The sequence below is a fragment of the Pseudoalteromonas sp. APC 3355 genome, from assembly GCF_030407615.1.
GTDB classification, from domain to species: Bacteria; Pseudomonadota; Gammaproteobacteria; order Enterobacterales; family Alteromonadaceae; genus Pseudoalteromonas; species Pseudoalteromonas distincta.
Genome location: NZ_JASDDB010000010.1, coordinates 233,052 through 248,809 on the forward strand (window position 1 = coordinate 233,052; position 15,758 = coordinate 248,809).

18 protein-coding genes are annotated in these 15,758 nt (G+C 38.2%); 7 read left to right on the top strand and 11 right to left on the bottom strand.

Annotated features, from left to right (window positions below; translation table 11 throughout):
- Positions 1-1,140, top strand: a complete 1,140-nt coding sequence (locus QMA08_RS14750) for a GNAT family N-acetyltransferase (protein ID WP_290174802.1) — start codon at positions 1-3, stop codon at positions 1,138-1,140.
- Here QMA08_RS14750 and QMA08_RS14755 read toward each other — a convergent pair.
- Positions 1,117-1,707, bottom strand: coding sequence for a DUF938 domain-containing protein (locus QMA08_RS14755; protein WP_039488722.1), 591 nt, complete (start codon positions 1,705-1,707; stop codon positions 1,117-1,119). The two genes, QMA08_RS14750 and QMA08_RS14755, sit on opposite strands and share 24 nt — an antisense overlap.
- A 200-nt stretch (positions 1,708-1,907) precedes the next feature.
- Between QMA08_RS14755 and QMA08_RS14760 the strand changes: the two genes are divergently transcribed.
- The 5 genes from QMA08_RS14760 to QMA08_RS14780 all read left to right on the top strand — a co-directional run bounded on the left by QMA08_RS14760 (position 1,908) and on the right by QMA08_RS14780 (position 5,003).
- Positions 1,908-2,093, top strand: a complete 186-nt coding sequence (locus QMA08_RS14760; RefSeq protein ID WP_200219703.1) for a hypothetical protein — start codon at positions 1,908-1,910, stop codon at positions 2,091-2,093.
- A 101-nt stretch (positions 2,094-2,194) separates the two neighbouring features.
- Positions 2,195-2,560, top strand: a complete 366-nt coding sequence (locus tag QMA08_RS14765) for a hypothetical protein (protein ID WP_238719444.1) — start codon at positions 2,195-2,197, stop codon at positions 2,558-2,560.
- Positions 2,561-2,571: 11 nt separating this feature from the next.
- On the top strand, positions 2,572-3,948 hold the full coding sequence (locus QMA08_RS14770) for a class II fumarate hydratase (RefSeq protein WP_290174803.1): 1,377 nt from the start codon (positions 2,572-2,574) through the stop codon (positions 3,946-3,948).
- A 109-nt stretch (positions 3,949-4,057) separates the two neighbouring features.
- The gene (locus QMA08_RS14775; protein ID WP_138489879.1) at positions 4,058-4,591 is read left to right on the top strand and encodes a hypothetical protein; all 534 of its coding nucleotides are present in this window, start codon (positions 4,058-4,060) and stop codon (positions 4,589-4,591) included.
- 10 nt (positions 4,592-4,601) lie between these two features.
- Entirely contained in the window at positions 4,602-5,003 is a 402-nt protein-coding gene (locus tag QMA08_RS14780) for a hypothetical protein (RefSeq protein WP_024597425.1), read from the top strand.
- A gap of 29 nt (positions 5,004-5,032) precedes the next feature.
- Here QMA08_RS14780 and QMA08_RS14785 read toward each other — a convergent pair whose 3' ends face one another.
- The 8 genes from QMA08_RS14785 to QMA08_RS14820 form a co-directional block, all read right to left on the bottom strand.
- Positions 5,033-5,218 carry a hypothetical protein gene (locus QMA08_RS14785; RefSeq protein WP_024597424.1) on the bottom strand — a complete coding sequence of 62 codons (186 nt, stop codon included), beginning with the start codon at positions 5,216-5,218 and terminating at the stop codon, positions 5,033-5,035.
- A 15-nt stretch (positions 5,219-5,233) separates the two neighbouring features.
- Complete coding sequence (locus tag QMA08_RS14790) at positions 5,234-5,554, bottom strand: hypothetical protein (RefSeq protein ID WP_024597423.1); 321 nt, start codon at positions 5,552-5,554, stop codon at positions 5,234-5,236.
- On the bottom strand, positions 5,551-6,189 hold the full coding sequence (locus QMA08_RS14795) for a hypothetical protein (RefSeq protein WP_290174804.1): 639 nt from the start codon (positions 6,187-6,189) through the stop codon (positions 5,551-5,553). The genes QMA08_RS14790 and QMA08_RS14795 overlap by 4 nt, the downstream gene beginning before the upstream one ends.
- Before the next feature lie 74 nt (positions 6,190-6,263).
- Positions 6,264-6,956, bottom strand: a complete 693-nt coding sequence (locus tag QMA08_RS14800; protein ID WP_004335088.1) for a PspA/IM30 family protein — start codon at positions 6,954-6,956, stop codon at positions 6,264-6,266.
- 24 nt (positions 6,957-6,980) lie between these two features.
- Positions 6,981-7,394, bottom strand: coding sequence for a DUF2170 family protein (locus tag QMA08_RS14805; RefSeq protein WP_004335098.1), 414 nt, complete (start codon positions 7,392-7,394; stop codon positions 6,981-6,983).
- Between the two features lie 79 nt (positions 7,395-7,473).
- Positions 7,474-9,195 (bottom strand): polyamine aminopropyltransferase, encoded by a 1,722-nt coding sequence (locus tag QMA08_RS14810; protein ID WP_290174805.1) that lies wholly within the window; start codon positions 9,193-9,195, stop codon positions 7,474-7,476.
- Between the two features lie 3 nt (positions 9,196-9,198).
- On the bottom strand, positions 9,199-10,098 hold the full coding sequence (locus tag QMA08_RS14815; protein WP_024597420.1) for a DUF350 domain-containing protein: 900 nt from the start codon (positions 10,096-10,098) through the stop codon (positions 9,199-9,201).
- 26 nt (positions 10,099-10,124) lie between these two features.
- Entirely contained in the window at positions 10,125-11,057 is a 933-nt protein-coding gene (locus tag QMA08_RS14820) for a hypothetical protein (RefSeq protein WP_033020991.1), read from the bottom strand.
- A 259-nt stretch (positions 11,058-11,316) separates the two neighbouring features.
- Between QMA08_RS14820 and QMA08_RS14825 the strand changes: the two genes are divergently transcribed.
- A complete protein-coding gene (locus tag QMA08_RS14825) occupies positions 11,317-13,410 on the top strand; it encodes an EAL domain-containing protein (protein ID WP_290174806.1) in 2,094 nt (697 codons plus the stop codon).
- A gap of 40 nt (positions 13,411-13,450) precedes the next feature.
- Here the strand turns inward: QMA08_RS14825 and QMA08_RS14830 are convergent, their stop codons facing one another.
- On the bottom strand, positions 13,451-13,912 hold the full coding sequence (locus QMA08_RS14830; RefSeq protein WP_272451722.1) for a hypothetical protein: 462 nt from the start codon (positions 13,910-13,912) through the stop codon (positions 13,451-13,453).
- Positions 13,912-15,105 (bottom strand): outer membrane beta-barrel protein, encoded by a 1,194-nt coding sequence (locus tag QMA08_RS14835; RefSeq protein WP_200219697.1) that lies wholly within the window; start codon positions 15,103-15,105, stop codon positions 13,912-13,914. The genes QMA08_RS14830 and QMA08_RS14835 overlap by 1 nt, the downstream gene beginning before the upstream one ends.
- Between the last annotated feature and the right edge of the window lie 653 nt (positions 15,106-15,758).

The following is a 15,758-nucleotide window of genomic DNA, read 5'->3' on the forward strand; positions in this document are numbered from 1 at the left end:
ATGGGAACGTTTTCGCACCAATGGTTTAGCAGTATTAATGAGATTGATCAGGCGCAGTGGCAACGTTTATTTGGTGATGAACCATTTACTCAACATGCTTTTTTATATGCCCTTGAACAAAGCCAATGCGTAACACAAAAAAGTGGTTGGCAGCCCCATCACCTCGCTATTTTTGAAAGTGATACGCTCGTTGCACTTGCACCTGGGTATTTAAAAAGTCATTCATACGGCGAGTACGTATTTGACTGGGCATGGGCTGAGGCATACGAAAAACACGGTTTAGAATATTATCCCAAGTGGCTATCTGGCATTCCCTTTAGCCCTATTGAAGGCAAGCGTATTGCTATCGAGCACGCTAACCCTAATGCGGTGTATCAGTACATTACAGAGCAACTTAGCATACACAGTGCTGAGCAAAAGTGGTCGGGGTGGCATGTTAATTTTTGCGACCAAGCCCAAGCAACATCATTAACTGAACAACATGCCATGCTAAGAGTGGGTGTGCAATTTCAGTGGTTTAATAAAGGTTTTGAAACCTTTGACGATTTTTTGCAAATACTTAACTCACGAAAACGTAAGTCACTTAAAAAAGAGCGAGCTAAAATAGCGCAACAAAATATTGATATTGAATGGCTGCAAGGAACGCAAATTACGCCCGAGATAATGCAATTGTTTTGTGAGTTTTATCAGCGTACCTACTTAAAGCGATCTGGCCATTTGGGCTATTTAAATATGGAGTTTTTTACGCTTTTACATGCATTAATGGCTAATAACCTCGTTATTATGCTGGCCAAAAAAGACGACAACGTGATTGCTGCAACACTTAGTTTAGTAGGTGAGAATACGCTTTATGGGCGCTACTGGGGAGCAAGTGAGGAAGTAGATTCGCTTCACTTTGAATTATGTTATTACCAAGGTATTGAGTTTGCAATAAAGCATAAACTCAACTGTTTTCATTCGGGTGCACAAGGTGAGCACAAAATAGCACGCGGATTTGAACCCGTACTTACCTACTCTGCTCACCATATTGTTGATGGCGATTTCAGTAATGCAATAAGCGACTACTTAAAGCGTGAACGCGGCCATATTGATATATATAAAGAGCAATGTAGCTCATTACTGCCGTTTAAAAACGAGTAACTGATTATTTGCAGGCATGGCAGTATCGCTAATAAGCGTAAGCCCTGCTTGCTTAGCTAGTTGTTCAACTGCTTCAAAATCTCTTATTCCACTTAACGGATCGCGCTCTGTTAAAAAGGCACTAAAGTCATCATTACTTGGGCTGGTAAATTCACCTTGGTACTTAAATGGTCCGTAAATACACAACATACCGTCGCTATTTAAGTGACGTTTAACACCGTCAAAAAAACGTTCAACTAATTGCCAACTTACAATATGAAATGTGTTTGCAGTATAAATAGCGTCAACCTTATCTACAGGCCATTCATTATTTAAATCAAGCTCAAGTGGTGCATGTAAATTAGTTAAATTAGCTTCGCGGTGCCATAAATTAATCCCTTCGTGGTTTATAGCGCGATCACTTGTATGCCATTGTAAATGTGGTAATTGCTCTGCAAAAAACACACTATGCTGGCCGGTTCCTGATCCGACTTCGAGTACTGTTTTAGTATTTTTTAATACGTCCTTTAATTGCTCTAAAATAGGGGTTTTATTGTTTTCACAGGCTTGTGAAAATGGCTTTGTCATTACTGTGCACCAAAATTGTAGATTAATGCACAACAGTAAAGCAAATTTAGCTTATTTTGTCGTGATGAAAAAAAGGTAATTTTTAAATACTATAACTATCATATGGTTGAGCTGGCTCATTATGGTTGGTACGTAATATGCTTTTATATTGTTAACCCACTAAAGGGTTTAACTTATATTAAATTTCAAAGGATAAAATTATGCATATACCCCCTTATACCGCTGTAGACGCGGCCATTGCTATAACCGAAAAGGCCACCGACGATCATAGTTACGCCGTTGATATGAGAGCTACAGTAATCGATTTACTTTCGCACCCTAAACATAATCAACAGGCGATGAGCAAACATGAAACAGATCAGATATTTATTCTTGGCTACAATTAATACTCAAATTAGTATCGCAAATAATTCTTATAATAACTGTTTACACTGAAACCGATTAAATGTAATGATAACTATTATCGTTAACTTGAGTCGGTTTTTTTATGTCTTCAAATTATGCCCAGCATCGTTACCATCAAGAACTCTCTTGTCATTGCTTAAGACCTGGCATGCATGCACCCATGCTCGTTGCCGATTACATAGAAACCGCCCTTAACGTCGCCAAAAAATTTGAGCAACAACGTAATCCCTTGCTTCAAGAGTTTTATCTTAGACGCACACACCATGAAATTATGAACAAAATGTGCGACCCTCTTATACATAATGCTATTCGTAAACAATGTTTAGAGCAGCTATACAAACCTTTATTAGCACTAAAACGGTTTTATAAAGTGCATAACAATACTGCACAATTTTTAATACTTGAGCGTGAAGCTCGTATTCTTAGTCACGAATTCAACCCTTTTTAAGGAGCACACTTATGAGCAACTTTAGAACAGAATCAGACAGCATGGGCGAGCTACAAGTGCCTACTGATGCGCTCTATCAAGCGCAAACACAGCGAGCGGTTAATAACTTTGCCATTAGTGGCTTATCTATGCCAAAGCAATTTATCACTGCACTGGCTTATATAAAACAAGCTGCTGCGCAAAGTAACTGTGAGCTAGGCCATTTAAGCAAAGCTAAAGCCGATGCAATTGAGCAAGCTTGCCAAAGTATTATTGATGGTGAACATGTTGAGCATTTTCCCGTTGATATTTTTCAAACAGGTTCTGGCACAAGCTCAAATATGAATGCCAATGAAGTTATTGCAACGCTTGCTAGCCGATTAGGCAGTGAAAGCATTCACCCTAATGATGATGTAAACATGGGGCAAAGTTCTAACGATGTAGTCCCTACTGCTATCGCACTCAGTAGCGCAATAAATGTAGTGTATGAATTACTTCCTTCGCTTGAAAACTTATCGCAAAGCCTGGAAAAGAAAAAAGCTGAAGTAGGCCATATAGTTAAAACGGGCCGTACGCATTTAATGGATGCAATGCCTGTAACGTTTGATCAAACACTAAGTGCATGGCAGTCACAAGTTAATCATGCCGCAGCAGGAATTAGACATAGCTTAGAGCGTGTATGCGAACTTGCACAAGGCGGTACAGCTGTTGGAACAGGAATAAATGCAGACCCTAAGTTTGCAGCCAAATTTGCAGAAAACCTGAGTGCCAATGTAGGCATTAGATTTACGCCTAGTAGTAACTTTTTTTATAACATCGGCTCACAAGACGCCATAGTAGCGCTTTCAGGGCAATTAAAAGTACTCGCTGTAGCACAAATGAAAATAGCGAACGACCTACGTTGGATGAACTCAGGACCACTTGCAGGCTTAGGCGAAATAGAGCTTGAAGCATTGCAACCAGGCTCATCTATTATGCCTGGCAAGGTAAATCCGGTAATACCAGAAGCCGCAGCCATGGTAAGCGCACAAGTAATCGGTAACGACGCGACCATTACAGTAGCAGGCCAAGCGGGTAATTTTGAGCTAAACGTTATGCTGCCAGTCATTGCTTATAATATTTTGCAAAGCATAGAATTACTTGCCAATAGCGCACAAGCATTGGGCGATAAAGCCATTGCCAGCTTTAAAGTAAATCAGCCTAATATAGATAAAGCACTCGCTAAAAATCCAATTTTAGTGACTGCGCTCAATCCGGTGATCGGTTATGAAAAAGCAGCAAAAATAGCAAAGCAGGCTTATAAGGAAGCCCGCCCTATTATTGATGTAGCCGAACAAGAAACCGATTTACCACGCAGTGAACTCGAAAAGCTACTTAATCCCACCAAACTAACGCAGGGTGGACTTTAATAAACGATATTTTTCACGGCTTTAATTACTTGATAATATAGTTTTTATTGCCGTAAAAAATGCACCGTGTATGATAGTGATGAATATTTCATCACTATCAAGGTTTGTTATGCGTACCCCATTGTTAGCCATACTTTTACCACTTTGTTTAACTGCATGCTTAGATAAAACGCCAACTGAAACGCAGCAAGTAACAATAACCTCAGAAACTGAAGCGCCAAAGCAAGAGCTACAAAAGCTAAAAGAAAACACTCAATTACAAGAAAATACTAAAAAGAACGTAGTTGCTGAAAAAATACCAAAAGCTGATTTAAAAAACGTTTCAATAGACGATATAAAAACAGCTAAAGCCGAATTAAATACGCTAATTACAGATAAGCAATGTGATACCAGCACTCAATGCAGAATAAGTGCAGTAGGCAGTCGCGCGTGTGGCGGGCCAAGCAGCTTTGTTGTGTATTCAACAAAATCAGCGTCTGAAAAACAAGTAGCAGCCCTTAGCGACAAAATTACTAAGCTTGAAAGTAGTTATAATTCACAAAAAGGGATGATGAGCATTTGTCAGCATTTAACAACGCCAAGCACGCAGTGTGTTGAAAATAAATGTGTTAAACTTGAAGGCTCAGCGGTAAGTGCATTTTAAGGATAACGTTATGAGTTGTTTACCATCGGCAATTAAACTATCAATTTTAAGCATTGCTAGCAGCATTTTACTACTAAGTGGTTGTGCTAGTACTGTGACGTCAAATGAGCAAAGTAAAAACTTATCTGACTTAAACTATGATCTGAATAACATGGTGAGTAATAACAGCTGCACTGCAAGCTTTCAGTGCAAAGTACTTGAAGTGGGCGCCCGCGCATGTGGCGGACCGAGTAAGTATGCTGTTTATTCAACGCTGAACACATCTCAAGAAGAAGCAGAACAGCTTGCTCAACAAATAACAAAACAAGAAAAAATACAAAATAAAGCACAAGGCTTAACCGATTGTTCTCCTGTACTTGAAGTGCAATCGCTGTGTATTAATCACCAATGCCAGTCGTTTGATATAAAATAAAAACGGTCGTGTATAAGCTAATTTCAGCGTTAACCTAAATACGGAATTAACGCTGAAATTACAACAACCAGCACTACGCAAATACCCGCTTTTATAATGTATTTCATGGGCATTGTTTTAAGCACCCAATATGCATAAATAAAACGTACAAAATAACTCGCCGCAGTACCAAACAACGCAAAAATAAGTAGATAAGCAATTAGAGTAATATTCATAATAATCTAGTGCAACTACTTAGTTTTTTTAGTGTGAGCAATTAGTAAGTCAGCTACTTGTTGTTTTACGGCTCGCTTATCATCACTTGGGACATCAAAGCGACTGGCTAGTTGCGCAATCTCATCATCATTTAAATTAAACGATAAACGTTGACGCGTTTTTTTAGATTTTACATCTAAGCCAAGTATTTTACGGATCATATCTGACGGCGTTAACTCTTGATCAATTGCCTGCTTTTTTATCAGCTTTTGAACTTCGCTGCTTAGATCAAATGCCATTTGCGTGGCACGTACAGCTTGTTCCTGACGTAACCACTTGTCTTTAGCATCACTCACTTAGCATCTCCGGGAAACAAGTCTACAATATCAGACATTGGACGCATGAGCGTTAGCGATACTTCGGTTTCGCCGCCATCCCAAATTTCGATATTTAAACCAAAGCCTTCATTATCTGACGCTAAGCAAATCATTTCACATGGTTCACCACCTTCTTGCTCATAGCGAGGCAATGTTTGGTTACGGTAATCTTTATTATGGAAATAACACACGTAAGGCGACTCGCTTTGTTGATAGCTTTTAGCTAAAAACTGCATAAAGCGCTCTGGTGTATTTTGCACTGTAATGTGGGTTAACGACTCTTCATCAAAAATACGCGCAAACTCATCAAGGCCAAATATCTCTTCAACTTCGTTTCGCTGAATTTTTATAGAAAAGTTAGCCCACTGCTCGCCGTCATCTTGCTCAATTTGTAAAAATACAACTTGGCCGCTATTTGTCTCAAGTACAAATTCAGTATCGCTGCTGTGCTGATATTGGTAAGTCTGAATATCAGTAACACGTAGCGTTTCACCTTTTAACCATGACGGATAAGCAAATGAGTCGATAACACTAAACATGTCGCCTTTTTTAAGCTCGCTCGGATGATTAAGCTGACGCTCTGGCTCTTTTTTAGATTTGAAAAAATTAAACATAGGAAGGCTGCCTTCTAAGCAAAAAAGGTAACTGAGCAAAACTCGGTTACCTTTTTAAAGTATAAACGTAATGGTTAGCTATTTTGCTTCGCTTTGATGCGAGCTAAAATATCAGCACTTTTTGGACTTGTGTCGCCAATGCCTGCTTCAGCCATTTTTGCTTTTAAGTCATCGCCATTTACGTCTGACTCAAGTTGCTTTGCAGCACCAAGCTGGTCGCTACGATCTTGTTGACGCTGTTTAATGCGTTCAAGCGATTGACGAGCCGATGTCATAGACGAGCTGTTTGTATTAAGCGTGCTGTTAACAGCCATTGTTGCTTGCTGTACGCTTTCAGTGGTTTTAACCATTGTAAGCTGGCGCTGATTCTCTTTAATTGATTTTTCAGCATCTTTAACTTGCTGCTTAAGCGCAACGATATGGTTACTAAAGCCAGATAATACTTGCTCGTTTTCGGCTTTTTCAGCTTCAAAGTCACCAATTTTTTCTGCAATTTCTAATGCTAACGCTTCGTTGCCCTTTTCAAGCGCTTGGCCTGCATACGCTTCGTGTTCCGCGATTGATGCATCTACAGCGCTAATTTTACGCTTAGTTTGCATTTCTTTAGCCATTACTTCTGTAAGGCTTTTTTTAGCGCGGTGAAGTGCATTTTGCGCGTCTGCAATTTCTTGCTCAAAAATACGGATGCCATTTTTGTCTACAATTGCTTCGCCTGCTTCACGAGCGCCGCCACGTACTGCTGTAAATAATTTTTTTAAAATACTCATAATCTTAACTCCACTAACTGGCTATTAATCGTTTAAATACAAGGTCACGGCTTCTAGTGCATCGATAGCGTTATCGGCTAATGTCACTAGTTCGTGGGTAACGTCATCTAATGATGAATTTACCGACAGTGCACCAAAAATCGCGTATTTGTTATCGATTTTAGCAAATGCACTCAGTGGAATTGGCACGTTTAAACGTAGTAATGTTTCGTTTAACTCGTTGCGTAATTCACTCTTAACTTCATCTTCGTCAAACAAGTAGCTAATACATAACAACTGCTCTTGCGTTTGTGTAACAAAAATTGGAAGTTCATCATTTCCATCAACAATGACTTGTAAAACATCTTGCTCGCCTGGGTTGGCAATCAAGAAAGACTCAAAGTTAGCGCCTTCAGTTTCAAAAGAAGCTAATTTTATTGAAAGTTCATTTAATTCCATGTCTCTGCCTTTTGTCGTTTGACATATTATGTCTGAGTTAAGATTCTCACGGTCGACATATTATGTCAACCATGTTTTATTAGTTTTTATACAATTCGCTTTCTATTTGCCATGCAGTTCGGTAGTAATCATAAAGCTGACCAGATCCTAACCTATTGACCTCAATACTTTTAACTTGTTCAAAGTAGTGGTTAGGAAATACAAAACTTGCCAATAAATATTCTTTACTAATCCACCTTGATGGCACAGGCATAGCCGTTGCATCATTAATACGGCCACTGGCCGACTGACCCATTTTAGTCGCTATAGTCCAGCCCCACTGCCCAAACGAAGGTATGTTTTGCTGATACTGCTCAACATACTCAAACCCTGCGGCTTTAACTGTTTTAGCAATGCTTAAAAACGCTTTTTTAGCGTGGTAAGGTGAAGTTGATTGAACCGCCATTGCGCCATCGGGTGCTAATAACTGACGTACATGATTATAAAAGTAGTCACTGTACATTTTATTTAGATCAGGGTGATTTGGGTCCGGTAAGTCAATTAAGATGGTGTCGAACTGCTTAGATTGGTCAAGTAGCTTTTCAACTTCTAAAAATGCATCACCCACAATTATGTTGGCCCGCGAGTCATGCATCGATTTATTGTTTAGCTGTAGTAATCGCTTATTGATGTGCTCTGGTGGCGTAAAGTCACCGTCTTTATGACCAAATAAATTGAGAAGCTGCGCGTCTAAATCTATTAGCGTTACTTCACTCACAGGCCATTTTAAAACATCTCTAAGCGCTAACCCGTCACCACCACCAATTATTAATACACGGTCGTGTCTGTTAGAGGCAAGCATTGCAGGATAAACCAACATTGAATGATATATTTGTTCATCAATACTTGAGAACTGTAAACGCCCATTTAAATATAAATCTGTAATTGGCTGAGGTTGGTTTTTGCTTAATCTTTCGGTTAAAACTACGTGCTGGTATTTGGTTGCTTGCGAATAAATTACTTTATCTTTGTATAAAACATTACTTAGATTGTTCATCCAGCTACTGCCAAATACTAAAATAAAGCCAAACAATGCCAACAGTACTATATGGCAAACTAAAAGTGCCTTAGCAAAGCGCACATGGGCATGGTAACGCCATAAAAACGCGAGCCCTGCGATGATATTAAATAACGCCGTCCACGCCGCAGCTTGCATTATAGGCATTGAGAGCATGATGCTTACCCAAATGGCGGCTCCAATACCAGCACCAATATAATCGGCACCATAAATAGTCCCGGCGTTGTTTTCTAAAAAACGGCCATAAACGTGCTGACGAATGCGCGCTATAAGCGGTATTTCCATCCCAATAAATAAGCCCAGTATTAAACCAAAAACATAAGGTAGAAAACGTGACCACTCTTGTAGCTTTTGAAATACGTAACCATTAAGTACAACATCTGGGGGTAAATTAAAAATGCTCGAAAATAAATGAGGAAGAGAATAACTTACAGCTATTACACCCGCTATCGCTAAAATGCAGCCCATGCCAACCAAAGCAATAATGCTTTCTAGCCAAGCAAAAGCGGTAAATGCATCTTTAAACCAACGCGCTAAAAAAGCGCCCAAGCCCATTGCTACAATCATAGTACCGATCATGGCGTAAATAGCGCTTTCTACTGAGCCAAGTACACGGCCCGCATAATGAGACAGTAAGTATTCATAAATAAGGCCGCACCCAGCAAGCACGGCCATAACAGTAATTAGTAATATATCGTGCCCAAGTAAGCCAGACTTACTTGGGGGAGTGTTGGTTGATGACACTGATTATGCGCCTAGTAAGGTTGCCATAGTGATACCTACAGCAAATGATACTGCTGCAGAAATAGCTGCTACACCTACATTTTTTTGACGATTAACTTCATCGGAAATATCGCAACCAGATAAAATTATTTTAATTGTCACTAAGTGCAAAATAATAAATGCGACAAGGCTCACAACAGCGCTAATAGCCCAGTATAGTAAACTCGCATTAATGTTATCAGCAGCGTATGGCGCAACACCCGTTGCAGCTGTAATAGCTAATGCACTACCTATTAAAAATCCAGCGTAACGAATACCCACAGCTAAGTTACCATCAACAATTGCTTGTTGTAGGCAGTCGCCACTTTTGTTTGTACGCTTAAATAACTGAACTCGGTATTGGCTAACAAGTAGTAATACAACACTACCTATAATAAAGGCAGCAATTACAATTGGAAGACCATGCCAGCCATCAGTAGCCACCCATAAAAGTGCTGAGCGAATAACTATTGCAACGCTAACAACATGACCAAAATCAATAATTGAAGCTGTAACGTTACCTTTAACTATTTCGTCGTGCAGGCTTACTTTACGAAGCGCTACTTTATCTTGAAAAAAGTGACCTAACTTAATAAGTACAATTGCTAATGCGCCGTAAGCTAACATTTGCAGTGCTTCTTGCTGCAGTGTTGCAGCAAAAGCACCACTACTTACACCTGTTAATACAATCGCCAGTGCCACTAAACCAGCGGCAAAGCTAATACCAAAAGCAAAGTTATCACGCTCTGTTATTTCATCATTTGCGTGTAAGTTTGAAACCCAGCCTTTTATATATTTAAGGCTTACAAATAATAAAACAATAATTGCAAAATCAATCGCCAATGCTTGTAGCGACCACATAGTTATTCCATTAAATTCATACATATTATTCTAACTCCAACTTTATTCTTTTACTTACCACGGCTCACGCCACGAGAGGTTCTGCTACCGCTATCACGCACCGATCCTGAGCTATTGCTATAACTGCTAGAACGTGAGTAACTACTGCGGCTTTTTGGTGGCGTATAACTACTACGGCTTAAACCGGATGCACCTGTTTTTTTACTCGCATAAGGGCTTGTAAACTGCTTACCTTGGCGTTGGTATGTTTGGCGCGTGCGTGTTTCTAGCGCGCTTTGGGTTTTAATTTGTTTAGGGCTTGAATAACGCGAACGGCCATAGTCATTGTAATAACTATACTTTCGGCGCTTGCTCCAACTACCATATTCAACACGGTCAAATACATCGCCTAAAATACGGTACATGCCGTACCATTGCCAAAAGCTAATACCATTACTATTTGTTTGCCAGTTACCATAGTTAGGGTTACCTACCATTTGGTTACCAACACCCTCACCTTCAGCTTGCTTACTAATTGCGCCTACACGCGCTAAAGTGCCTTTGGACATATCAGCTAGCATATTAATAGGATCGGTTAACGCATCAGAAAATAGCGTAGGTTTAGACGCATCACGCAACAAATCAATGCTATGCAACGTATCTTCATAAGGAGGAATTAAGTAAGTTCCTTTAATATCTTTAAGTCGCTGTGTTAAACCACTATAAAGTGCGCCTCGGCGTGTTGCATCAAGGGTAATTACATCAACAACTTTTGTAAGCTCTGGTTGTTGTTTTTTAAGGAGCTCGCCATATTCTTTAAGTAATACAGCATTGCGCACATTCCCATTATCAAGCGCAGTACCAAGCTGTGACAGCTCTGTATCTGCTTTTTTAATAGACTCTTGAATTGTTTGTTGCAGCTGCTCTTCTTTAGATTGACAACCCATAAGCACTGCGAACAAACAAAACAGGCTTATAAGTTTCCAAGCTTTAATATTCGACATTCATGTCACCTGATTTACTAAATTAACTAAGGTAGTTTTACACAGGTCACTTATTAAACCAAGAATGAAATTGCAACAAAGTAAGTCAGTACAAAATTAAATAAACAGCTATATTTAGTATATGAATTTAAAAGCATTCTCAATGTTAGGCTTTTAGTGCTACAAAGGGCGTAATAAGTAACTTTTTTGTAATTATGGATTGCCTGATTACACAATAATAACTAAAACATACTTAAATGACGGTTAAGGGTTAGATTTGATGCTTCATAGTATTCGATATAAATTTATTATAATAACAACGGTTTTAATTATATTTAGCGCAAATTTAGTTTTTTTCCTCGCAATTAATGAACACGAAGATTTATATCGCCAATCTGTTAAGCAAAACTTAGATGCAATGTCTTCAAATATTTCAGATAGCTTATTACGTGTTATGTCTGAGCAAGTTGATTTGTTCTCTATAACCACCGAATTGCTCGGTTTTGATCGATATGAACACATTAAGTTTGTTAATGTATTTGACGCTGACTGGCAATTAATCCAATCGTATGTCCACCCTAACTATTTAGAGCTTGAGAGCTTTAAGCCTGAACTTATAAGTATTCAACCAAAAGATTTACCTTACGCGGTTACAATAACCAATGAAGGACTAGTTGCCTTAAAGGCAATTGGGGAGGAGCAATTTCCTATTGGATATTTGCTCATTGTGCAAGACTTTAAAAAGCCTTTGAATGAAAGTAAAATTAGCCTTTTTTATAGTGCAGCTCCATTTGTTGTTTTAATTATTGCACTCACCATTATTATTTCATTTTGGATATATCAGCGTTTATTAAGCCCACTTTTAGCGCTCTCGAAGTTCACACAGAAAGTTGAAAAATCAACAAATTATAAGCTTCAATACCAAGTCACTGGTCATGATGAAGTATCTCAACTTGGTAACGACATTAATACATTACTACAAACAATTGACTCCCAAGTTCAAACCAATCATAAACACACCGCACAACTTTTAGTACAAACGCATTCAATGGAGCGCCTCGCCAACTACGATATATTGACAGGTTTACCTAATCGCATGTTTTTTATGGACCTACTCAAACTCGAACTAGCTAGTAGTAAAAGTAACGACCGAGACGTTGCGATTATGTTCTTTGATGTTGATAGTTTTAAAGGCGTTAACGACACCCTAGGCCATGAAACCGGAGATATGCTTTTACAAGCTGTGGCTAAAAAAGTGAAAAGTTATCTGCGTAGTAACGACATAATTGCACGCTTAGGCGGTGATGAGTTTTTAATTATGCTACCTAATATCACTGAGCAATCTATTGTTATAGATATTGCCGAAAGTATCATTGAGGGTATGAAAGAGCCATTCACTATAAATGAGTGGGACGTACCAGCGGGTATTAGTATTGGTATTGCAAGTGCCAAAGAAGCTGAATTTGATATAAATACATTTATCAGTAATGCCGATATTGCAATGTACACATCAAAAGAAAAAGGCAAAGGCGCATATACAATATTTCACCATAAAATGCTTGAAGATAACAAACGAAAAGTGCAAGTCGCTAACTTAATATCTCACGCAATAGCGCAAAATGAATTTGAGTTATTTTATCAGCTTAAAATGTCGAATACAGGCGAAGCTCAAGGCTTAGAAGCCTTAATAAGATGGCAAAGCAAAGAGCTAGGCTTTGTTTCTCCTGGTGAGTTTATACCTATAGCGGAACAAGCTGGTAAAATAAAAGCTATTACTCAATGGGTGATCACACAAGTATTTAAAGATATGCAAATGCTAAAACAACTTATGGGGAATAATGTACTCGTCTCCATGAATCTTTCAAGCCATGACTTAAAAGATCATAACTTCATTCATACTGTAAAAAGTAAACTACTTGAACATAGCGTCGATATTTCAAATATTCAGTTTGAAATAACAGAATCAAGCTATTTAGAAAATTTTGAAAACGCGAATCAATTTTTTAATCAAGTTAAAGTTATGGGAGGCTCAATTGCATTAGATGACTTTGGCACAGGTTACTCTTCATTGAGTTATCTTACTAAAATTGAAATTGATACATTAAAAATAGATCGAATGTTTGTAAATCAATATGCAAGCTCAGCAAAAGACACTGCAGTATTACAAGCAATACTCGATTTAGGCCAACGCCTTGGTTTAAAAATATGTAGCGAAGGAATTGAAACAACCGACCAAGCTAACTACCTAGTATCAAATGGTAGTGATGAAATGCAGGGCTATTACTTTGCAAAACCAGTGTGCATTGCACAACTACCACACGCAATTGAACGAGCGAAAATATTATTTAAAGAACTAACAATAACTTCAAAATAACTCAGTGCAATTGATTTTTTACTAAGTAAACGGCTTACTTTTAATTTAGTGCAATTATGGTGAGCTCTTTAGGTATAGTAATTCCTGCTGGAAGGTAAGCTACTGAGTCTTCGACGGTTAGTAAGTACTCTATAACCTCTTCTGTAGACTCAAATTCAACAGGGGGCTTGCTGCGCCCCGTGAATCGCATTTGGGCCCAATAAGCTTGTATTCTAGATTCAGTAAGACCTACCATCCTAGTGTTAAAATTTATTCTAAGCGGATTGCCGACAAATAGGTTAACTGCTTTAAATTGTCTGCTCATAGCTCCGCCCATGTAAATATGGCGAATTTGTTGCTTACTAAAAGATAAGTTTTTATCTGTGGTATTTACTACAATAATGACGTTCGAGGGGTTTGTATTTTCTGCATAAACTGAAATGCTAAAACCTAATAGGCTACTAGCGACTACAAAGAGCATCATTATTTTTTTAATGTTATTAATAGGTTTAAAAAATATCATTAAAACACCCAATCCAAACCAATAAGATAAAGATTAGTTTTTTTATCAAAATCAGAGTCATCAGGAGTAACGAAAAACGAGTCTTTTACATCGTCGCCTTCTAGGGTTGAAAACTCAGCTTTTAAGGCAAGGTTTGGCAACACATCCCAGCGTACACCAACCGTCCAACTCTTAATTGAATCAGGCGTAGATTCATCAAAGATACGATTGTACCCATATGCAAGTTGATCTAAGTCGCTATTAATACCTAACGGAATTTCATTTTCAGCAGAACGAGTTTCTACGTCGCTATCTGCAAATGTTAAGTGGTAAGTAAAAGGAGCATGATTAACACCGGCAGTTAAATAATAGCTTTGAATTATAGGCACTATCCCTAAATCAGTTTTAATGCGGACCCATTCACCTCTAAAAAAATAATCTAAATTGTCGTAAATTACGCCAAATTGGTCTGCATGTGCTCTACCTTTTGTTTTTACCGAGCTGGCGCTTTTTGTAAAATTAAGGCTATTAAGCACATTTTCTAGCTGTCTTATCTCATCAATATCAAGCTTGATATTCCCATTATAACGGGACACTCTAAATTCTAAGTTTTCAATATTAATCTTACCAATGAATCCTAAAAGGTTATCAACTTCAAAGCCCGTTCTTAAGGCGCCAATCCCTATATCACCCGACTCTTCACCATAGTAACCTTCAAAGCTCAAATCAAAGTTTTCTGCACCAAATTTATAAACAGCATCTATGCCATTAAATGTTTTAAATAAATAAGTATCGTAGACTTGTTGAGGTGGATTGATCCATGGGTACGCAAAACCAACATCAGAAAAGTCACTCATAGTAAAAAAAGGTGTGCGTAATTTTCCGAGTTTTATCTGAATATTATCAGTTGGCCTATATGTTAAATATAACCACTCTAACCCTGAGTTATCAGAAGCTGTTGTGTTATTGCTTCTTAGCAAAACTTGGGCTGTTGCAGACCACTTATCATCAAATTGATACTCGCCTTGGAATCCAATTAAACTAGATGGAGAAAATTTAATACTGTCTTCATATCCCTTAAATTCGACATTTTTTTCGTCTAAGTAACCACCAATAACTCGAGCATAACCAGAAAATTCTAACTCATCAGAAAAAGCTGAAAAATGAGTAAGCATAGTGGTAAAAAGTAAGCACCAAGATATTTTATATCGCATCAGAGAAAATTAAATCCTTTGTTGAATTATGCAAAGTACAATGAAGATTAATTATGCTAACAAGGAAATAATTCACCAGTTCGGATAATCAATTATTTAATTATTTTAAGTAGCGCTCTTTACCGCGACCTAGGATTAATGATTATAGTCAATGAATTACATGTTGGCACAATATATGTGTTCTATAAGAGTATTAAGTACCTAGGTAACACTATTTTCACCTCAATCCCATTCAGTATTATTGAGATAGAGCTTAACTATATTTATATAGATACTTATCAACTAAGTAGGGGATCAAACTGATTCTTAATTTATCTCGTCCACCGAGATTGAGTGCTTAATATAAGTGTTTGGTAGGGTGTAAATTAGCTAAATTATAATGCGATATGTGAGTAACTCACCACATTTTACTTTTCTGCAGACGTAAAAAAGCCCGACTATTTCTAGTCGGGCTTTCTACAATTTGAAGTCTGGTAGTGTCGTAGTGCCCACAGCGGTGGAGAGCCACATAGCAAATGCTACACTATCTTTGTGTCGCGATATGAGTGTGTTAATTGCGCACATTTTACTTTTCTTCAGACGTAAAAAAGCCCGACTATTTCTAGTCGGGCTCTCTACAATTTGAAGCCTGGTAATGTCCTACTTTCACATAG